We start from the raw sequence: 18,860 nt of genomic DNA on the forward strand, positions 1-18,860 counted from the left end.
GGAACCTAAAACGCAGCCACAAGGATGGTTTCGATTTCATTTTTGGGAAGTTCTCTAGGAAGACAATCAAGAAACGAGTAAGTTGCTGCCAGGGTAGCAATCCCCGGTAAATCGATTTTTTTCACTTCGTATTCCGACAACCTTTGAGGAATTCGAAGTTCCAAATAGATTTTACGAATCCCTTCCACCGCTTTGATCGCAGCTTCAATGACGGAGATATTCGTCACATCTTCATCGAGGGCTCTTGCAATCATTACATACTTACCGGCAGAGGAGGTTAAGTTGTATTCCATAACGTGAGGGAGGAGGATCGACATACTTTGAAAGATATCAAGATTGGTAACGGTCGTTACAGCTAGTGACAAGGCATAACAAAGGCCAAGGCTACTTGTAGATTGTGCAATGCCAGCCAGTAGACTTGCCGCATAAATCGAGTTCTTCGGTCCTAGGTTTCTAGGTTCCCGAATGGCGGGAACAATGTTTTTGGAAATGAGTTCGATGGAGCGAAGTGCTGTGGAAGATGTGATTTCGTTGGCATATTTAGAAAGAATGCTATCAACAGCCGCAGATAAAATGGAGATTCCCGTTTTGGCTGTTTCGGAGCTAGACATACCCGCACCAATTTTCGGATCCGAGACAATGAGTTCTGGAAATGCCCATTCATGTGCAAAGTATTTTCTATTTTTATCTTTATCATCTACGATAGAAAAGAAAGGAGAACATTCATTTCCGAGTAGGGGTTTTGTCGGCACAACCACTAAGGGAAGACCTTTTTTTTTGGGTTGTTTACGTCCTACGAGTAAATCTTCGGCAAAAAAATCATTGGTTGCCAGTAAGGCGGCCGCCTTACCTGCATTTACCGATTCGAACGAACCATAAGCAACAACACAATCGGCATTGGAAATTCTAAGGAAGTGGGCGCAGGAATCTAAATCTTTAAAATGAACGCGGTCTACAATATCATCATAGATGATCACACCTTCGGCGTGTTTTTCGAGACTGGTTTTGATAATGGAAAGTTCTTCGGCGTTTTCTAATTCTTTTTGTGTGGTGATAAGAACCACTCGAGACCCAATGTTTTTAACAAAAGATCCGAGTTTGTACCCACAATCGATTTCGAAGTGAATTTTAGGAGGAAATTGAAAATTAATCCATTCGGGGAGGACTGGCATACGTTCCCCTAATTATGATTCAACGGAGTTAGAGAAATCCTCGGAGAGGACAATAAAAAAGGATCCCTCACCACCCGTCCTTTTTACTGCTGACCGAGGAATGTTGACGCGATTTGGTCGGAAATTTTATCCAACATCTCTGTAGAGAGGTTGTCATAGTCGCCGTTTTTCAATCGTTCTTTGATCGCTTTAATTTTTTCTGTACGATCTTCTTCTGGAGGAGCTTGTACAATTTGTTTTGCGATTTGTTTTACTTCAGCTTGAAGCTTCGCTTCCGATGCAATTTTCTTTGCAGCATCAGAGATAGAAATCGTGTCTACCGGAGCTTGTGATTCCGCTTCTTTTGGCCCTTGTGGTTTTTTTGGTTCGTAACCGTAACCACCAACTCGTCCTACTTTGTCGACGTTCATATATTTAGTCCTCTTCCTACATCACATATCGGTGGAATCTGAATTTCCCTTAAGTGTTTTTTTTCGATGATTTAAGAGAAAAACAAACTCTCCCTTAGCATTTGGCGGTTTGCTTGCCAATTCCCTAGGATTTGCGTAGTAAAGTACCTCTTCAAAGGTCTTTGTCAACTCCCTTCCCACAAGAACTTCGGTCTCAGGGAAAAGCTCTTCGAGCATCGGGTAGAGCCTTGGGAGTTTGTGGACGGATTCGTAGAAAACAACAAGTCCGTCGATCTCCGAAGCTCTTTCTAATTCTCGGCGTTTTTTACTCGGTTTTTCAGAGAGGAAACCTAAAAAATACGTAGGATTTACCTGAAAACCGGAAACGGAAAGTAATGCGGTTAAGGCAGAGGCACCGGGCACTGGGACAATCCGAATTCCTTTTTCCCGAGCCGTTCGAACCATCTGGCTTCCTGGATCGGAAACACCGGGAGTGCCTGCATCCGAAACGAGGGCCATGGATTTCCCACTTAAGAGTTGTTCTAGGACATTGGAATAGGGAGATTCGGAACTATCTTTGTAAAGAGCAAGGACAGGAGTGACGATTTCCAATCTCGACAATAGAGAGCGAGTTTCTTTGGCAGATTCACAAAGGACAAGGTCTACTTCCTTGAAAATTTCCAGGGCTCGCAAAGTGATATCTCCCAAATTCCCAATGGGAGTGGCGACAACATAGAGAGAACCTGACTCGCGTTTATGGGCCAATGTATTGGCATCCTGGAGGGGAGGCACCGGCAGGGCAGGTGCAAGCAAGATCATTATTGCCTTTGGTACAAGGGTTACAAGCGGTTCCTAGGGCACAAGCTGTAGGAGTTGTACAAGCCGCATTGGAGCAGATCGTTGTGTTGCAACCGGTTCCCACAGCACAAAGGGTTTGGATATCGTTTACTTTGTTGGGAATGGCACAAGTGCTTACGGGAGTGGAAGGATTGGAAATCAGTCCTCCCGTCAACATGGAACGCAAGGTAAAGTTATAGATTTGGCATTTTTGGAAAAACTCTGCTCCCGGAGGAGGCACAGCAAATCGAATCCGTTTGGTGACGATTTTTGCCGATTCCGTGGAGGCTTCGTAAGGAAGGTGGGGGAAACTGGGTTGTACCCCATCTTCCAACCATTCTCCTTGGATGGTTTGGATCACCCCGGGAAAAGCTGTGGTTATATAGAGATTATAACCCAAAAACTGCGGTTCTCTGTTGGTAACAAAGTAACGGATGATGTATTCCGGCCTTGGGTCTAGGTTGTAATTAAAAACATCGGTTTGGTAGTCGTTTGTGATATTGCTATTCACAGCCACTACAGAAAGGAGCTGCGGAACGTTTGGCGGAACCAGAAACACAAAAGGAGCTACGGGCGTATCTGTATTGATCCCGCACCTAAAAAAAGAGAGAAAAGATATGCAGATAAAGTAAAGTGGATGTAAAGAGGGAAAACGCATTCTATTTCTCGTTTCCCTTCCAAGTTTTCAGGAATTCAATCTATGGGAATCCAAAAAAAATTACTCTTTGTCTCCATTTCTCTGATTGGGCTTTTTTTTCTCATCCTACTCGTTATGGGTGGAGAAGATGAAGAAGAAGCTCGCCGTAAAAAAGAAAGAAGTTCGCAGGCTCTAGCCTTATTTGGGGGGGGATCGAACAACCCCAAGGGAACCAACCGTTTGGGGGTGCGCGGGGAAGACGCCGGTTCCATCTTTGATTCCGATTACTACAACGCTGGTGGGATGCGTTATGAGGAAGATGGCAGTTTAGCAGGCTCGGAAGCCGGTGAGATGCCCATCAATCCGCAGACGGGAAAACCCTATCCTCCAGAAGCCATGCAGGCTTTTGACGAACTTAGGGAACAATTCCCTGATAATGATTTGATTCCGAAACGCCAGACACCGGACGACAAAAAAAAGCAGTCTGAATTCAATCAAAAGTTATCAAGAGCCACAAACTCTGTGTTTGGTGGAACTCCGAACGCCACCGACATTACCTTGTATTACAACCATGTTCGTAAACAAGGAAAGGATAGGTTGGAAATCATCAACTATTTGATCGAATCACAAGGGGGAGATGATCCGGAAATGGATAAAAAGTTCCAAGAGATATTGAAAAATATCCAATTCCAAAACGAACAAGTGGAAAAGGAAGCTGCCGGTGCATTCACCAAAGCTGGCTTAACACCACCGAATTAAGTTTCGTTCGATAGGATGGGGTAGCGGTAACTGGATTTTGGATCCAGGCCGTACTCATCCAAATGAAACGAGGGAGGAAGCCTCTCTCGTTTCCATTGTGAGATTCCAAATAATTTCTTAAACTTCTTTAGATACCCGAGGAGACTATCCGTTGTTTCCCAAGGGAATTCTTGTTTTAAACTTTCCAAACAATCGAGATCACTCAAAGAGAGAAACACCAGTTTCTTTTCGATGGATTGTAAGATCGGATAAGGCATCAGATCTTTTTCATCTTCTTGGTGTTCCGACAAAGGTTTAAGTTCTGCTGTGGGTTTTGTACTTCGTAAAATGCGGATGGAGTCTTTTGGCGTAAGGAAACGATTGTTGTCGTTTTGGATATCATCCAACCAATCGAGTAAAAATTCTTTGCTAACACCCGCTAGGGGAGCAATGGAACCCGACGAGTCTCCATCCATGGTGGTATAACCCACAGCGGCCTCACTCCGGTTTCCTGTCGATAGGAGCAAATGTCCATTGATATTGGCGAGTAACCAAACGAGGGGGGAACGAACTCTCGCTTGGATATTCTGTAAAGGTAGATCGTGTTCTTTCCAGTTCAAAGTTTTTCCAAGAACCGATTCGATGAGTTTTACGGAAGTATCAACCGCACGATCAATGGGAATGGAGTAAAAAGGGCAATGGAGTTCTTCGGCGAGGGCTTTCGCTATCTCTTCCGTCAGAGAAGAATTGTTTTCTGTTTTTTGGTAAATGGTGACGAGTAAGTTTTTTTCATCGATTCCCAGAGAGGAAAAGATCCTATCATCATTTTCCGTTTTGGCAATCTCTTTCATTGCACTGACAAGTAAGGCACAAGTGGCACTGTCTGCCCCACCCGAAAGAGAAAGGGTAAACCCTTTTGTTTTTGATTTACGTAAGTAATCAAAAAGACCGAGGCATACAGCTTTAGTGAATTCTTCATACACCGAAAGGTGGAGGGAATGTGGTTTCTCTTTCTCCCGAGGTTCTATTTCTTTTCGTTTGTCCAAAACAGAAAATCCCAAGGATTCTTTCCCGTCAGTTTTGGTTATCGAACCGAGTTGGATTTTTGGAATCTATGCTGCCTTTCCTTTGGGTTTTGGATCCCGAAAAGAGCGAGCTTTGGCCGCACGAATCTCCATTGGATCGAAAGAGTAAGACGTTACTTGGAAGGGAGAAAAGGAAAGCCTTGGGCCTTCTTTGACTAAGTTCCCGACGGATGCAAAAATAGCACCTCCCTCAAAGATGATCCGACCCGATTCATTTCCGACGAGATTGGTAAACACCTGAAGATTGCACTGGTTTCTACTGGACTCGGTAAAGATTTGTCTCCGTATCTTTTGTTTATTCATCGCAAAATGCGAGGCACCCGGAGAAAACAAAACATCGATTCCTTGTAGGCTATAAAAAGATGCCGGTTTTTGTACAGACCAACTGTCTTCACAAATCTCCACTCCAAAATTCCAATTTTGCGATTGAAAGATAAAATGTCCAAAAGGAACTTCTTCGCCGGCAAAACGAATGGTTTTGTTTAAGAATTCAGATTCGGAATGGAACCATCTCCGTTCATAGTGTACGCCTGTATTTGCTAAATTCAATTTAGGAACGAGAGCCACCACTTTGCTACCGTAAAGCACGGCCATACAATTGTATAAAAACGAGTCCACAAAGACAGGTAGGCCCACAATCACAATTTGATGGGGAGATAGAGTTTTTAATTCACCTATGATTTCTTCAGAACGAGTCCAAACATAGGGTTTGTAGAAACCAGTGCAATCTTCAGGTGTTTACCAATCTCGTCGGAAATGAATCGGGTCGGATCATCTTTGAGGGAGGTGCTATTTTTGCATCCGTCGGGAACTTAGTCAAAGAAGGCCCAAGGCTTTCCTTTTCTCCCTTCCAAGTAACGTCTTACTCTTTCGATCCAATGGAGATTCGTGCGGCCAAAGCTCGCTCTTTTCGGGATCCAAAACCCAAAGGAAAGGCAGCAGAGATTCCAAAAATCCAACTCGGTTCGATAACCAAAACTGACGGGAAAGAATCCTTGGGATTTTCTGTTTTGGACAAACGAAAAGAAATAGAACCTCGGGAGAAAGAGAAACCACATTCCCTCCACCTTTCGGTGTATGAAGAATTCACTAAAGCTGTATGCCTCGGTCTTTTTGATTACTTACGTAAATCAAAAACAAAAGGGTTTACCCTTTCTCTTTCGGGTGGGGCAGACAGTGCCACTTGTGCCTTACTTGTCAGTGCAATGAAAGAGATTGCCAAAACGGAAAATGATGATAGGATCTTTTCCTCTCTGGGAATCGATGAAAAAAACTTACTCGTCACCATTTACCAAAAAACAGAAAACAATTCTTCTCTGACGGAAGAGATAGCGAAAGCCCTCGCCGAAGAACTCCATTGCCCTTTTTACTCCATTCCCATTGATCGTGCGGTTGATACTTCCGTAAAACTCATCGAATCGGTTCTTGGAAAAACTTTGAACTGGAAAGAACACGATCTACCTTTACAGAATATCCAAGCGAGAGTTCGTTCCCCCCTCGTTTGGTTACTCGCCAATATCAATGGACATTTGCTCCTATCGACAGGAAACCGGAGTGAGGCCGCTGTGGGTTATACCACCATGGATGGAGACTCGTCGGGTTCCATTGCTCCCCTAGCGGGTGTTAGCAAAGAATTTTTACTCGATTGGTTGGATGATATCCAAAACGACAACAATCGTTTCCTTACGCCAAAAGACTCCATCCGCATTTTACGAAGTACAAAACCCACAGCAGAACTTAAACCTTTGTCGGAACACCAAGAAGATGAAAAAGATCTGATGCCTTATCCGATCTTACAATCCATCGAAAAGAAACTGGTGTTTCTCTCTTTGAGTGATCTCGATTGTTTGGAAAGTTTAAAACAAGAATTCCCTTGGGAAACAACGGATAGTCTCCTCGGGTATCTAAAGAAGTTTAAGAAATTATTTGGAATCTCACAATGGAAACGAGAGAGGCTTCCTCCCTCGTTTCATTTGGATGAGTACGGCCTGGATCCAAAATCCAGTTACCGCTACCCCATCCTATCGAACGAAACTTAATTCGGTGGTGTTAAGCCAGCTTTGGTGAATGCACCGGCAGCTTCCTTTTCCACTTGTTCGTTTTGGAATTGGATATTTTTCAATATCTCTTGGAACTTTTTATCCATTTCCGGATCATCTCCCCCTTGTGATTCGATCAAATAGTTGATGATTTCCAACCTATCCTTTCCTTGTTTACGAACATGGTTGTAATACAAGGTAATGTCGGTGGCGTTCGGAGTTCCACCAAACACAGAGTTTGTGGCTCTTGATAACTTTTGATTGAATTCAGACTGCTTTTTTTTGTCGTCCGGTGTCTGGCGTTTCGGAATCAAATCATTATCAGGGAATTGTTCCCTAAGTTCGTCAAAAGCCTGCATGGCTTCTGGAGGATAGGGTTTTCCCGTCTGCGGATTGATGGGCATCTCACCGGCTTCCGAGCCTGCTAAACTGCCATCTTCCTCATAACGCATCCCACCAGCGTTGTAGTAATCGGAATCAAAGATGGAACCGGCGTCTTCCCCGCGCACCCCCAAACGGTTGGTTCCCTTGGGGTTGTTCGATCCCCCCCCAAATAAGGCTAGAGCCTGCGAACTTCTTTCTTTTTTACGGCGAGCTTCTTCTTCATCTTCTCCACCCATAACGAGTAGGATGAGAAAAAAAAGCCCAATCAGAGAAATGGAGACAAAGAGTAATTTTTTTTGGATTCCCATAGATTGAATTCCTGAAAACTTGGAAGGGAAACGAGAAATAGAATGCGTTTTCCCTCTTTACATCCACTTTACTTTATCTGCATATCTTTTCTCTCTTTTTTTAGGTGCGGGATCAATACAGATACGCCCGTAGCTCCTTTTGTGTTTCTGGTTCCGCCAAACGTTCCGCAGCTCCTTTCTGTAGTGGCTGTGAATAGCAATATCACAAACGACTACCAAACCGATGTTTTTAATTACAACCTAGACCCAAGGCCGGAATACATCATCCGTTACTTTGTTACCAACAGAGAACCGCAGTTTTTGGGTTATAATCTCTATATAACCACAGCTTTTCCCGGGGTGATCCAAACCATCCAAGGAGAATGGTTGGAAGATGGGGTACAACCCAGTTTCCCCCACCTTCCTTACGAAGCCTCCACGGAATCGGCAAAAATCGTCACCAAACGGATTCGATTTGCTGTGCCTCCTCCGGGAGCAGAGTTTTTCCAAAAATGCCAAATCTATAACTTTACCTTGCGTTCCATGTTGACGGGAGGACTGATTTCCAATCCTTCCACTCCCGTAAGCACTTGTGCCATTCCCAACAAAGTAAACGATATCCAAACCCTTTGTGCTGTGGGAACCGGTTGCAACACAACGATCTGCTCCAATGCGGCTTGTACAACTCCTACAGCTTGTGCCCTAGGAACCGCTTGTAACCCTTGTACCAAAGGCAATAATGATCTTGCTTGCACCTGCCCTGCCGGTGCCTCCCCTCCAGGATGCCAATACATTGGCCCATAAACGCGAGTCAGGTTCTCTCTATGTTGTCGCCACTCCCATTGGGAATTTGGGAGATATCACTTTGCGAGCCCTGGAAATTTTCAAGGAAGTAGACCTTGTCCTTTGTGAATCTGCCAAAGAAACTCGCTCTCTATTGTCGAGATTGGAAATCGTCACTCCTGTCCTTGCTCTTTACAAAGATAGTTCCGAATCTCCCTATTCCAATGTCCTAGAACAACTCTTAAGTGGGAAATCCATGGCCCTCGTTTCGGATGCAGGCACTCCCGGTGTTTCCGATCCAGGAAGCCAGATGGTTCGAACGGCTCGGGAAAAAGGAATTCGGATTGTCCCAGTGCCCGGTGCCTCTGCCTTAACCGCATTACTTTCCGTTTCCGGTTTTCAGGTAAATCCTACGTATTTTTTAGGTTTCCTCTCTGAAAAACCGAGTAAAAAACGCCGAGAATTAGAAAGAGCTTCGGAGATCGACGGACTTGTTGTTTTCTACGAATCCGTCCACAAACTCCCAAGGCTCTACCCGATGCTCGAAGAGCTTTTCCCTGAGACCGAAGTTCTTGTGGGAAGGGAGTTGACAAAGACCTTTGAAGAGGTACTTTACTACGCAAATCCTAGGGAATTGGCAAGCAAACCGCCAAATGCTAAGGGAGAGTTTGTTTTTCTCTTAAATCATCGAAAAAAAACACTTAAGGGAAATTCAGATTCCACCGATATGTGATGTAGGAAGAGGACTAAATATATGAACGTCGACAAAGTAGGACGAGTTGGTGGTTACGGTTACGAACCAAAAAAACCACAAGGGCCAAAAGAAGCGGAATCACAAGCTCCGGTAGACACGATTTCTATCTCTGATGCTGCAAAGAAAATTGCATCGGAAGCGAAGCTTCAAGCTGAAGTAAAACAAATCGCAAAACAAATTGTACAAGCTCCTCCAGAAGAAGATCGTACAGAAAAAATTAAAGCGATCAAAGAACGATTGAAAAACGGCGACTATGACAACCTCTCTACAGAGATGTTGGATAAAATTTCCGACCAAATCGCGTCAACATTCCTCGGTCAGCAGTAAAAAGGACGGGTGGTGAGGGATCCTTTTTTATTGTCCTCTCCGAGGATTTCTCTAACTCCGTTGAATCATAATTAGGGGAACGTATGCCAGTCCTCCCCGAATGGATTAATTTTCAATTTCCTCCTAAAATTCACTTCGAAATCGATTGTGGGTACAAACTCGGATCTTTTGTTAAAAACATTGGGTCTCGAGTGGTTCTTATCACCACACAAAAAGAATTAGAAAACGCCGAAGAACTTTCCATTATCAAAACCAGTCTCGAAAAACACGCCGAAGGTGTGATCATCTATGATGATATTGTAGACCGCGTTCATTTTAAAGATTTAGATTCCTGCGCCCACTTCCTTAGAATTTCCAATGCCGATTGTGTTGTTGCTTATGGTTCGTTCGAATCGGTAAATGCAGGTAAGGCGGCCGCCTTACTGGCAACCAATGATTTTTTTGCCGAAGATTTACTCGTAGGACGTAAACAACCCAAAAAAAAAGGTCTTCCCTTAGTGGTTGTGCCGACAAAACCCCTACTCGGAAATGAATGTTCTCCTTTCTTTTCTATCGTAGATGATAAAGATAAAAATAGAAAATACTTTGCACATGAATGGGCATTTCCAGAACTCATTGTCTCGGATCCGAAAATTGGTGCGGGTATGTCTAGCTCCGAAACAGCCAAAACGGGAATCTCCATTTTATCTGCGGCTGTTGATAGCATTCTTTCTAAATATGCCAACGAAATCACATCTTCCACAGCACTTCGCTCCATCGAACTCATTTCCAAAAACATTGTTCCCGCCATTCGGGAACCTAGAAACCTAGGACCGAAGAACTCGATTTATGCGGCAAGTCTACTGGCTGGCATTGCACAATCTACAAGTAGCCTTGGCCTTTGTTATGCCTTGTCACTAGCTGTAACGACCGTTACCAATCTTGATATCTTTCAAAGTATGTCGATCCTCCTCCCTCACGTTATGGAATACAACTTAACCTCCTCTGCCGGTAAGTATGTAATGATTGCAAGAGCCCTCGATGAAGATGTGACGAATATCTCCGTCATTGAAGCTGCGATCAAAGCGGTGGAAGGGATTCGTAAAATCTATTTGGAACTTCGAATTCCTCAAAGGTTGTCGGAATACGAAGTGAAAAAAATCGATTTACCGGGGATTGCTACCCTGGCAGCAACTTACTCGTTTCTTGATTGTCTTCCTAGAGAACTTCCCAAAAATGAAATCGAAACCATCCTTGTGGCTGCGTTTTAGGTTCCCTTGATCCAACTGACGGAATTCGAAAAAAAACTATTAGAAACCTTTACTCTCAGTGACCGCGATGCCAGACGATTACAAAGAGTCATCCAAGACCTTTCGATTGTTGTGGGGATGGAACACGAAGAGATCTATGACTTCATGCGTTTTGGAGTCGAAAATGAGTTGGAAATTTTAAAAACTGATTATAATTGGGAGCACTTTAGAATCCGAATTCAGAAAAAACTGAAAAAATCCCCTCCCCTTTGATATACAGCCAAGGAAACAATTACCATTTTTTCTTAAGCACAACCGACTCGGTTGCCAGGTTCCAAACTTCCATCGATCCCTTTTATCCAATTCCCAAAAACCAGATTCCAGAACTCCCTTCTGTCACCACAGACCCCATTCTCATTCCTCAGTTTTTATATTCCTTACAATACAATAGACAAACTTTCTCTGTAAAACCGGTTACTACACCCACTTACATGGGTAGCATAAAGCCACAGAGAGATTCAGAAACCAAACCAAAGCCGGGATTTGGATCTCTCCTAACGGAAATGGGTGGGATGCGTAATTCTCCCTCCCCACTCTTTCGTTCCAAACGAGACCAGTTCGAATCGGCGAAGTATTTGTCCCTTAGAGACATCATCCATCCAGAACTCTCGGAAATCTTGGTGCGTGAAAAAATAGAAACTCTTTACTTCGATGCCAAAAGTAAAACCTATCTCTTTCGCTTGGTATCCATTCTTTTTTCGGGAACTCCGGGGGAAGAAGAAACCATAGTTTCTAATTTATTTCGTCATGAACCCGAGTTTGCCAAATTCTTAAACAAACAGATGTTTACCGTAGAAATGATCCCTCTAATCCATGGATCTTTTTTACAAGAGATCCTCCGTCAACATGATGAAAGGTATATCAAATATATTCTACCTACACTTTCGAAACCAGTAATGGAAGTGATTCGGTCTTCTATATCCAAAAATAAAATGAAACATATCATGGACGGGCCCTTTCTAAAACCGCCGGACGGAGAGGATCTGGTAACCATTATGGAAACGGAAACTTTCAAACGCTTTGCAAGAAATATCTATTATGAAGAAGGATCGATATTTACTTATAGAGAAAAGGGAGAGGAGGAATTCAAAGAAGAAATTTCTTTTACTAATGCAGAGAAAATCAATTTCTTCGTCGATGGTGGTCTTCTCAGTTTCTATGGAAAAACCAAAACAAAGTTATTTTTTAAAACTAATGATTGGATGGAATGTTTACGCTTTGATTTCTTTTTATCTCGCAAAGAAATAGAAACTACCGAGTTTCATAGATTACCACCCGACTTACTGATTGAAGTCCCCTATTATCCAACAGGAATCTTTCTTGTGGGAGCCGGGGTTACCAAAGAAAGAAAACCTTTTGAATTTTCCCTTCTTTGGTTTGATTATTGAATTTTGCGAAACAAGGTTTGTCATTTTTCACTAGACTTGCCTGTCATTTTCTCTACATTAATGAGGCATGGCGCATTCGAAAAACCATAACTCTCTTAAGAATGGATTCCCATACTTCATTGCAAGTTTCTTATTTGTAATTTATTATCTTCTCTTGTATTTAGTTCCCCCTCCCCCAAATGATACTTCCCAATTGCATGCCTGGATTTCGGAATGGAAAACGTATTTACAAATTGCTGATGAAATTTTAATCTTCGCCACACTCGCTCTACTTCCTTCCATCTATACCCTAACAAATCCAAGGAAACAGAACCAGTCGCCAGTTGCTTTATTTGCCTCTGGTTTGTTTTTCTTAATTGTGATTCCTATGTATGTTCTCGTGGATTTACTTTTCGGTCGGTTGGTCTATCCTGTAAATGTCTATCCTCTCTCAGAAGATAGTATCGTTTTTATCTTAAGTTTGATTTCAGGAACCAACCATATGATCTCCCTGGTTACAGCTCTAGCGATAGTATTGTATAGTAAAGCTTTTAGAAAAAAAAGCGGAGGAGGTTTGGGCTGAGGGTTTGGACTCCTTGTGTGTCGACTCCAAAATATCGCAAGGTTCCCCTGGTTACTTCCACCAGGGTTTTTACTTTTTTGCCAATTGAGTTTTCCGATTTGGTTATTATCGATCGGTTTTTATTTTCTGAAAAACGAAAACGAAGAGCCGAATACACCAAACAGATAGCAACTAACAATACTTTGGATTGGTTTAGTTTCCCGTTTTGACTCGGGAGATGCCCCAGTTCCATTTATTGATTTCTTCTTTTCGTTCGTCATCTTTCATCTTAGGAACAAACTGAGTGGTTTTCTGTTCTTCCTTACGAAGGCTTGCTACGGATTTAAAAAATCCTCTTTCCAGACCTGCAAGGTAAGCGGCCCCAAGAACGGTTGTGTCTACGTTACTTGGGCGAATGACTTTTGTTCCGAGAATGTCTGCTTGGAATTGCATAAGCCAAGCATTGGAAGTGGCTCCTCCGTCCACACGTAAGAATTTCAAAGGTTTTCCCGTTTCCTTTTCCATGGCATTGGCCAGTTCATAAGACTGCAAAGCAATGGCTTTGAGAGCGGCCCTTGTGATTTGGGCAGCTGTTGTGTCACGCGAGAGTCCAAAGATGGCACCACGGGCTTCTTGGTCCCAATGGGGAGCACCAAGACCTGCAAAGGCTGGAACAAAAACCAAATCATCTTTTGTTTTAATGGCTTTGACCAATTTTTCCGAGTCTTTGGAATACTTAAAAAATTCTAAATTATCTCGGAGGAATTGAACCACAGCCCCACCAATAAAAACAGATCCTTCCAAACAATACACTGTTTTGCCTTCAGGACCGAGTGCCAGTGTGGTGATAAGGCCTTGGTTCGAAATACGAAATTCATCCCCCACATTGAAGAGTAAAAAACATCCGGTTCCATAAGTGTTTTTGGCCTCACCTGGTTCTGTACAGAGTTGGCCAAAAAGTGCTCCTTGTTGGTCTCCCACAAGAGAAGAAATGGGAATTCCATCAGGAAGAGATTTTACGCTGGAAGTGAATCCAAACAAATTTTTGGAATTGAATGCCTTAGGCAACATAGACATAGGAACTCGTAAAATATCACAAAGTTCTTCATCCCATTCTTTGGTTTGGATATTGAATAGGAGAGTTCTTGAGGCATTGGTATGGTCTGTTTTGTGTTCTTTATGACCGGTGAGTTTGTACAAAAGCCAAGTGTCGATGGTTCCAAATAACAAATCACCCTTTTCTGCTTTCGCACGAGCACCCTTTACGTTATCTAGAATCCATTGGATTTTGGTTCCTGAAAAATAAGCATCGAGAACAAGGCCCGTTTTATTGCGAAAGTTAGAATCTAAACTTTGTTTTTTTAAGTCCTTACAAATATCAGAGGTTCTTCTACATTGCCAAACAATGGCGTTGTACACGGGTTTGCCGGTCTTTTTATCCCAAACGACAGAGGTTTCTCTTTGGTTTGTGATACCAATGGCTACAGCATCTTTGGGATTTAGATTTCCATTTTTGATAGCGGTTCCGATGAGTTTCTGAGTTTTTACCCAGATCTCTTCTGGGTCATGTTCTACCCAACCTGGTTTCGGATAATATTGTTTGAATTCTTGGTATGCGGATGAAATTACTTTTCCTTTGTCGTTAAAACAAAATGTACGAATTCCTGTAGTCCCTGCATCAATCCCAATGATATAACTTTTTTTTGCCATATTAAACCTCTATTTCCAAACCTTCGTAAGCCATAATAATTTCTAATGCACCGTGAGGATCAAACATCTCTTTGTATTTGAGAGCTCGTAAATATACCAAGTCTAACTTTTCATCATCATACGATGGATCATGATGAAACATTACTAGTTTTTTTACCTTCGCACGAAGGGCTATGTCTGTAGCAATGGACGCCGAACTATGACCCCAGTCAATTTTTTGAAGTGATTCTTCGAATGTATATTGTGTATCAAAAACCAAAACATCGGCATCACGGAAATAATCGATATAAGTATCAATGTTTTCCATTTCTTCTAAATTGAATTCGGCATCGGATGCAAAGATGATAGCCTTTCCCTCTTCCATAAATCGATAGGAGAAACTCCCTCCCGGATGACGCACGGCTTTACTAAATGCCTGGATATGTGGTCCAAGAGAAATGGTTTCTCCTTCTTCAATGTACTGGAATGTTTTTTTGGCAGCATAGTGATCAAAGGAGACAGGAAAATGAGTGAAGACAAATTGATGTTCCAACCTTTTTTCTGCATCGTTCATAGAAGAGATAAATTCGAAATGATTGCCTGGTAAAAAAAGAGGAACAAAAAACGGAATCCCTTGGATATGATCCCAGTGGGTATGAGTTAAGATCCAATACGCATGCCCCGTTCCCTTCCCAAAATCAGAGCCCATAATTTGGTTTCCAAGCTCCCTAAGTCCCGTTCCTCCATCAATGATGATTAGGTTCTCTTCTTTGTCACGAATTTCTATACAGGTCGTATTACCGCCGTAAGTTGATGACGAAGAAAAACTTAAAGATTTGAGAAAACTATGGATACTTTGTTCGTTTTGAATGTCTGTGGGACTTGCCAAAGAAAGGATTTTTTCAATTTTATGTTTAACACTTTCAGGCCGAATGGGTGAACCAATGGAACCGCGGACACCCCAAAACTTGATTTTCATTGCTCTTTTTCTAGAGTCCTTTTTTGAAAAATCAAACGTTTTTTGATTGTATTTGGTTCTTTCAGATGTTGTCTTAACTGAAGTTATGTTTCAGTATGAAATTAAACGAGAGAATGAAAAGGCCTTTGTCCATCTAGAAGGTTCCCTGTCCCTTCGTGACAGTCCCAAACTTCGAACGGATATCAAATCGCTGATCGATACAGAAGAAATCAAAGAGCTAGTTTTAGACTTTAAAAATTTGAGTTACCTAGATTCTTCTGGAGTGGGAATCCTACTCCATACCTACAGTTGGACAAAAGAAAAAAATAAAGAGGTTCGTATCATCAACCTTTCCGCTGAAGTGCGAACCATATTTACCGTTGCCAACCTTTTGGATATCTTCCAACTCAAAGAAGAAACCTAAACTCGGTAGTCCTGAATGGTTTGGATGAGAAAAGAGACAATTCCACTAAACACATAAAACCCAACCGCCCCATACATCACATAAGGCCAACGGTAGAATCCAATTGCCAGTAACAATAGGCCAAGACCGACGATAACAATCCCTAATTTTTTCCAAGAGAAAAGTCCGCGAATGGCAACTTGTGGTTTGCTATATCTTAGAGTCGAAACCATAAGAAGAGCGGTGATCACAAAAAAGAGAACTGCTGTCCAAACAGGCACTTGAGAGACAGAAAACACCAAAGGGAAAATTCCAATCACAACCCCGGCCACTGGAGACGGAAGTCCATTGAAAGACTTTGGATCGTGGGCTACATTGAACCGAGCAAGCCTGTAAGCCGCACAGATCGGATACAAAGCTGCGATGAACATACCTAAAGGAAAGTAATCCGGTTTGTCAAAGATATCCAATTTGATATCATAGAAGAACATTTTGTACGATAAAAATCCGGGGGCGATGCCGAATGTAGTGAGATCGGCAAGACTGTCTAAGTCCGCCCCAAGTTCGCTTGTACAGTTGAGGGCACGAGCGGCCATTCCGTCAAATCCATCGAATAACGCGGCTAAGATGATAAACACTCCTGCCAGGGAATAAAGTTCGTGGGAATTTGTGTGGGATGGATTGGTTTCAGCAACCAGGAGCATAGAAACAAACCCTAAGGTTAAGTTTCCGAGAGTCAGTGTATTGGGGATCCAAGTAAGTTTTAGTTTCATAATGTTTGTTCAAAGTTTCGCTTGGGACTTACCTTAAAGTCGAGCCCCACAAAAGATTTTTGTTTCCAGAGATGGTATCCAAGACATGCCACCATCGCTCCGTTATCTGTGCAGTAAATTTTTTTGCCAGGATAAAATAGGTCAAATTGGGATCTTTCTTTTTCGGCTTCCAAACTCTCCCGGAGTTTCCCGTTGGCGAGGACCCCACCGGCCGCGACTACAGTCCGAATTCCGGTTTTGGCAATGGCTTTGCGGATATTACGGGTGACGAGTTCGAAGGCCGTCTTTTGGAAGAAGTAGGAAATTTTTTCCACAGGGGGAGCTTCCGCATGGGCTTTCAGGTAATAAAGGACAGCTGTCTTTAACCCGCTATAGGAAAACCGAATCTTATCCTCACCGTCTTCTTTTAGAAGTTTTGGAAAAGGATTCACTTCCGCTTCCCCGAGTTTGTAGGCATTGGCCTTGGCTTCCAAATAAGGGCCACCCGGATAAGGAAGGTTTAAGACAGCACTCACTTTATCAAAGGCTTCGCCGAGGGAATCGTCCTGTGTATCGGCAAGGATTTGTAAATCACCAAACCCTTGGTAAAGATAGATGGAAGAGTTTCCTCCCGACAAAAGGACTCCGAGCCAAGGAAAGGGGGGAAGTTCTCTTTCTAAACCAATCACTGCCAAATGGGCTTCGAGATGATTGACGGCCACAATAGGAATTTGATGCACGAGAGATATACAACGGGCAAGCTGTGCCCCAATCATAAGGGAACCAACTAACCCGGGATAGGTTGTCACAGCTACATAGTCCAATTCAGAATATTCGATGCCCGCCTCTTCCATAGAAACAGCGAGGAGAGAGTTGATTTTTTCTAAATGGGCACGGGATGCAATTTCTGGAACCACACCACGGTAGGGAGAATGGGAATCGATTTGGCTATAGATTTTTAGAGATAGGAGATCCTTACCATCGCGAACGATGGCAATAGAGGTTTCATCACAACTGGATTCAATGCCTAACCCGTAGGCCATTACTTCAAGATACGAATGGCTTCAGCAAGTTGTGTATCTAAATCCAATCTTGGTTTTGCATTCGAAGAACCAGCTCTCATTTCATTAAATAAAAAGATCCGAGTGACTGAATCTGAAATGGTTAGGTTTTCTTTTTTCAGTAGAGCAGAAAAATCAGCCAGAGCGGTATCATTGTATTCTGGATGAGTTTCTAAAAAGGGACGAATCAAATTCTTTTTAAAAAGTTTTTCCAAGACATACTTTTCATCTTCGCTTGCGGCAATCGGGTTCACGATATGATCAGGTGTGATTCCTTTTCCATGAATCGATACCCCAGATGGTGTATAGTATTTTTGGATGGTGATGGCAACACCCGTTCCCCCAGAGAGAGGAAAAATCGACTGCACACTTCCCTTTCCAAAACTTTGAGTTCCCACCACCACAGCACGTTTGTTATCTTTTAAAGCACCCGCTAAAATTTCAGAAGCACTGGCAGATCCCCCGTTCACTAAAATAGCAACCGGTATGTCTAAAAACTTTTTCTCTTTTTTATCTGCCTTATAACTTTTTACAAGAACCCCACCCCGACCTTTTACAGAGACAATCTCCGCCTCTGGTGGCAAAAAGAGATCGGCGAGGTCAATGGCCAAATCCAAAAGCCCACCGGGATTCATTCGTAAATCGATCACAAGTTTTTTAGCACCCGCATCTTTCATCGCAGTCACGGCATTTGCAAATTCTTTGGCTGTGGTTTCTTTTCCCATAAACTGAACGAGTTTGATATAACCGGTTTGGGTTTCTGGAAGGTAATGGGATCTTACATATCGAATTTGAATGAGTTCTCTGACTAAATTGACCACAAAAGGATCTTTGATTCCCTTTCTTTCTATCTTCATAGAAATGGAGGATCCCACATCCCCACGCATCATCCCAATGGATTCGGATAGAGAAACAGACTTGGTACTTTTTCCGTTGATCTCTGTGATTTTGTCTTGGGGTTGGAGTCCGGCCTTCCAAGCAGGGGTTCCTTCGATGGGAGCTACGATGATAAAAGCGTTTTCTTGAAAACTAATCTCCACACCAATTCCGCCGAAACTTCCTTTGGTTTCATTTTGTAATTCACCAAATTCATCAGTATCTAAAAACCTTGTATGCGGATCACCTAAACTTTGTAAGGCTCCAAGGATGGCGCCCGTATAGATTTTTTTTTCGTCTTGCGGGTCTACAAAATCATTTTCAATATAAGAAACCACTTCATGTAGAATTTGTAAGTATTTTTCCCCGTCAGTGGATATGGCTTTCACCTTCTCCTGACTTGTAAAAAAAACAAGTACCACCAAACAGAAGGTTACACTTCCCCAAACCAGACGTTCCGATATTTTGATT

The 18,860-nt window shown here is 42.7% G+C and carries 19 protein-coding genes and 2 pseudogenes; 10 read left to right on the top strand and 11 right to left on the bottom strand.

The features are described 5' to 3' along the window. Positions 1–5: 5 nt before the first annotated feature. From JWG41_RS15635 to JWG41_RS15650, 4 genes are all read right to left on the bottom strand, one after another. Positions 6–1,172 (bottom strand): iron-containing alcohol dehydrogenase, encoded by a 1,167-nt coding sequence (locus tag JWG41_RS15635; protein ID WP_205270848.1) that lies wholly within the window; start codon positions 1,170–1,172, stop codon positions 6–8. An 83-nt stretch (positions 1,173–1,255) separates the two neighbouring features. Further along, positions 1,256–1,582, bottom strand: a complete 327-nt coding sequence (locus tag JWG41_RS15640; RefSeq protein ID WP_205270849.1) for a flagellar biosynthesis anti-sigma factor FlgM — start codon at positions 1,580–1,582, stop codon at positions 1,256–1,258. 21 nt (positions 1,583–1,603) lie between these two features. Beyond that, positions 1,604–2,326, bottom strand: a complete 723-nt coding sequence (gene rsmI, locus JWG41_RS15645; protein WP_205270850.1) for a 16S rRNA (cytidine(1402)-2'-O)-methyltransferase — start codon at positions 2,324–2,326, stop codon at positions 1,604–1,606. Next, positions 2,316–3,056 carry an LIC11073 family putative lipoprotein gene (locus JWG41_RS15650; RefSeq protein WP_205270851.1) on the bottom strand — a complete coding sequence of 247 codons (741 nt, stop codon included), beginning with the start codon at positions 3,054–3,056 and terminating at the stop codon, positions 2,316–2,318. Before JWG41_RS15650 ends, rsmI (JWG41_RS15645) begins: the two co-directional genes overlap by 11 nt. 42 nt (positions 3,057–3,098) lie before the next feature. Between JWG41_RS15650 and JWG41_RS15655 the strand changes: the two genes are divergently transcribed. Continuing rightward, positions 3,099–3,794: an LIC_20245 family lipoprotein gene (locus JWG41_RS15655; RefSeq protein WP_205270852.1), complete on the top strand. Its 696-nt coding sequence runs from the start codon at positions 3,099–3,101 to the stop codon at positions 3,792–3,794. On the opposite strand, the pseudogene nadE (JWG41_RS21255) reads toward JWG41_RS15655, so the two are convergent. Continuing rightward, positions 3,791–5,575 (bottom strand): annotated as a pseudogene (gene nadE / locus JWG41_RS21255) (NAD(+) synthase); the annotation flags it as partial. The gene JWG41_RS15655 and the pseudogene nadE (JWG41_RS21255) overlap by 4 nt on opposite strands. Here nadE (JWG41_RS21255) and nadE (JWG41_RS15665) point away from each other — a divergent pair. After that, positions 5,572–6,897, top strand: a pseudogene (gene nadE / locus JWG41_RS15665) (NAD(+) synthase); the annotation flags it as partial. The pseudogenes nadE (JWG41_RS21255) and nadE (JWG41_RS15665) sit on opposite strands and share 4 nt — an antisense overlap. On the opposite strand, the gene JWG41_RS15670 reads toward nadE (JWG41_RS15665), so the two are convergent. Continuing rightward, on the bottom strand, positions 6,894–7,589 hold the full coding sequence (locus JWG41_RS15670; RefSeq protein WP_205270852.1) for an LIC_20245 family lipoprotein: 696 nt from the start codon (positions 7,587–7,589) through the stop codon (positions 6,894–6,896). The pseudogene nadE (JWG41_RS15665) and the gene JWG41_RS15670 overlap by 4 nt on opposite strands. Positions 7,590–7,631: 42 nt before the next feature. Here JWG41_RS15670 and JWG41_RS15675 point away from each other — a divergent pair, with 42 nt between their 5' ends. From JWG41_RS15675 to JWG41_RS15705, 7 genes are all read left to right on the top strand, one after another. After that, the gene (locus tag JWG41_RS15675; protein ID WP_205270851.1) at positions 7,632–8,372 is read left to right on the top strand and encodes an LIC11073 family putative lipoprotein; all 741 of its coding nucleotides are present in this window, start codon (positions 7,632–7,634) and stop codon (positions 8,370–8,372) included. After that, on the top strand, positions 8,362–9,084 hold the full coding sequence (gene rsmI, locus JWG41_RS15680; RefSeq protein WP_205270850.1) for a 16S rRNA (cytidine(1402)-2'-O)-methyltransferase: 723 nt from the start codon (positions 8,362–8,364) through the stop codon (positions 9,082–9,084). The genes JWG41_RS15675 and rsmI (JWG41_RS15680) overlap by 11 nt, the downstream gene beginning before the upstream one ends. A 21-nt stretch (positions 9,085–9,105) precedes the next feature. Next, the gene (locus tag JWG41_RS15685; RefSeq protein ID WP_205270849.1) at positions 9,106–9,432 is read left to right on the top strand and encodes a flagellar biosynthesis anti-sigma factor FlgM; all 327 of its coding nucleotides are present in this window, start codon (positions 9,106–9,108) and stop codon (positions 9,430–9,432) included. A gap of 83 nt (positions 9,433–9,515) precedes the next feature. Then, positions 9,516–10,682, top strand: a complete 1,167-nt coding sequence (locus JWG41_RS15690; RefSeq protein WP_205270848.1) for an iron-containing alcohol dehydrogenase — start codon at positions 9,516–9,518, stop codon at positions 10,680–10,682. 6 nt (positions 10,683–10,688) lie between these two features. Continuing rightward, complete coding sequence (locus JWG41_RS15695) at positions 10,689–10,934, top strand: hypothetical protein (protein WP_135600649.1); 246 nt, start codon at positions 10,689–10,691, stop codon at positions 10,932–10,934. After that, positions 10,931–12,109: a FliG C-terminal domain-containing protein gene (locus JWG41_RS15700; RefSeq protein WP_205270847.1), complete on the top strand. Its 1,179-nt coding sequence runs from the start codon at positions 10,931–10,933 to the stop codon at positions 12,107–12,109. The genes JWG41_RS15695 and JWG41_RS15700 overlap by 4 nt, the downstream gene beginning before the upstream one ends. Before the next feature lie 67 nt (positions 12,110–12,176). Next, entirely contained in the window at positions 12,177–12,671 is a 495-nt protein-coding gene (locus tag JWG41_RS15705) for a hypothetical protein (RefSeq protein WP_232374050.1), read from the top strand. Positions 12,672–12,863: 192 nt separating this feature from the next. On the opposite strand, the gene glpK is transcribed toward JWG41_RS15705, so the two are convergent. Next, positions 12,864–14,360 carry a glycerol kinase GlpK gene (gene glpK, locus JWG41_RS15710; RefSeq protein WP_205270845.1) on the bottom strand — a complete coding sequence of 499 codons (1,497 nt, stop codon included), beginning with the start codon at positions 14,358–14,360 and terminating at the stop codon, positions 12,864–12,866. Between the two features lies 1 nt (position 14,361). Next, positions 14,362–15,318 (bottom strand): MBL fold metallo-hydrolase, encoded by a 957-nt coding sequence (locus JWG41_RS15715; protein ID WP_205270844.1) that lies wholly within the window; start codon positions 15,316–15,318, stop codon positions 14,362–14,364. An 85-nt stretch (positions 15,319–15,403) separates the two neighbouring features. On the opposite strand from JWG41_RS15715, the gene JWG41_RS15720 reads away from it, so the two are divergent. After that, on the top strand, positions 15,404–15,721 hold the full coding sequence (locus tag JWG41_RS15720; protein ID WP_205270843.1) for an STAS domain-containing protein: 318 nt from the start codon (positions 15,404–15,406) through the stop codon (positions 15,719–15,721). On the opposite strand, the gene JWG41_RS15725 is transcribed toward JWG41_RS15720, so the two are convergent. Genes JWG41_RS15725 through JWG41_RS15735 form a run of 3 tightly spaced genes read right to left on the bottom strand, consistent with a single transcriptional unit; the run spans position 15,718 to position 18,859 of the window. Then, positions 15,718–16,473, bottom strand: a complete 756-nt coding sequence (locus JWG41_RS15725; RefSeq protein ID WP_205270842.1) for a CDP-alcohol phosphatidyltransferase family protein — start codon at positions 16,471–16,473, stop codon at positions 15,718–15,720. The two genes, JWG41_RS15720 and JWG41_RS15725, sit on opposite strands and share 4 nt — an antisense overlap. Further along, positions 16,470–17,495 (bottom strand): tRNA (adenosine(37)-N6)-threonylcarbamoyltransferase complex transferase subunit TsaD, encoded by a 1,026-nt coding sequence (tsaD, locus tag JWG41_RS15730; RefSeq protein WP_205270841.1) that lies wholly within the window; start codon positions 17,493–17,495, stop codon positions 16,470–16,472. The genes JWG41_RS15725 and tsaD overlap by 4 nt, the downstream gene beginning before the upstream one ends. Further along, positions 17,495–18,859 carry a S41 family peptidase gene (locus tag JWG41_RS15735; protein WP_205270875.1) on the bottom strand — a complete coding sequence of 455 codons (1,365 nt, stop codon included), beginning with the start codon at positions 18,857–18,859 and terminating at the stop codon, positions 17,495–17,497. The genes tsaD and JWG41_RS15735 overlap by 1 nt, the downstream gene beginning before the upstream one ends. Position 18,860: the final 1 nt, after the last annotated feature.

It is taken from the genome of Leptospira chreensis, from assembly GCF_016919165.1.
In the GTDB taxonomy this organism is placed as follows: Bacteria; Spirochaetota; Leptospiria; order Leptospirales; family Leptospiraceae; genus Leptospira_A; species Leptospira_A chreensis.

Coding starts and splice junctions, on each gene's coding strand:
- JWG41_RS15635 (WP_205270848.1), bottom strand. CDS start 1,172: ATGCCAGTCCTCCCCGAATGGATTAATTTTCAATTTCCTCCTAAAATT.
- JWG41_RS15640 (WP_205270849.1), bottom strand. CDS start 1,582: ATGAACGTCGACAAAGTAGGACGAGTTGGTGGTTACGGTTACGAACCA.
- JWG41_RS15650 (WP_205270851.1), bottom strand. CDS start 3,056: ATGCGTTTTCCCTCTTTACATCCACTTTACTTTATCTGCATATCTTTT.
- JWG41_RS15655 (WP_205270852.1), top strand. CDS start 3,099: ATGGGAATCCAAAAAAAATTACTCTTTGTCTCCATTTCTCTGATTGGG.
- JWG41_RS15670 (WP_205270852.1), bottom strand. CDS start 7,589: ATGGGAATCCAAAAAAAATTACTCTTTGTCTCCATTTCTCTGATTGGG.
- JWG41_RS15675 (WP_205270851.1), top strand. CDS start 7,632: ATGCGTTTTCCCTCTTTACATCCACTTTACTTTATCTGCATATCTTTT.
- JWG41_RS15685 (WP_205270849.1), top strand. CDS start 9,106: ATGAACGTCGACAAAGTAGGACGAGTTGGTGGTTACGGTTACGAACCA.
- JWG41_RS15690 (WP_205270848.1), top strand. CDS start 9,516: ATGCCAGTCCTCCCCGAATGGATTAATTTTCAATTTCCTCCTAAAATT.
- JWG41_RS15705 (WP_232374050.1), top strand. CDS start 12,177: ATGGCGCATTCGAAAAACCATAACTCTCTTAAGAATGGATTCCCATAC.
- glpK (WP_205270845.1), bottom strand. CDS start 14,360: ATGGCAAAAAAAAGTTATATCATTGGGATTGATGCAGGGACTACAGGA.
- JWG41_RS15715 (WP_205270844.1), bottom strand. CDS start 15,318: ATGAAAATCAAGTTTTGGGGTGTCCGCGGTTCCATTGGTTCACCCATT.
- JWG41_RS15720 (WP_205270843.1), top strand. CDS start 15,404: ATGTTTCAGTATGAAATTAAACGAGAGAATGAAAAGGCCTTTGTCCAT.
- JWG41_RS15725 (WP_205270842.1), bottom strand. CDS start 16,473: ATGAAACTAAAACTTACTTGGATCCCCAATACACTGACTCTCGGAAAC.
- tsaD (WP_205270841.1), bottom strand. CDS start 17,495: ATGGCCTACGGGTTAGGCATTGAATCCAGTTGTGATGAAACCTCTATT.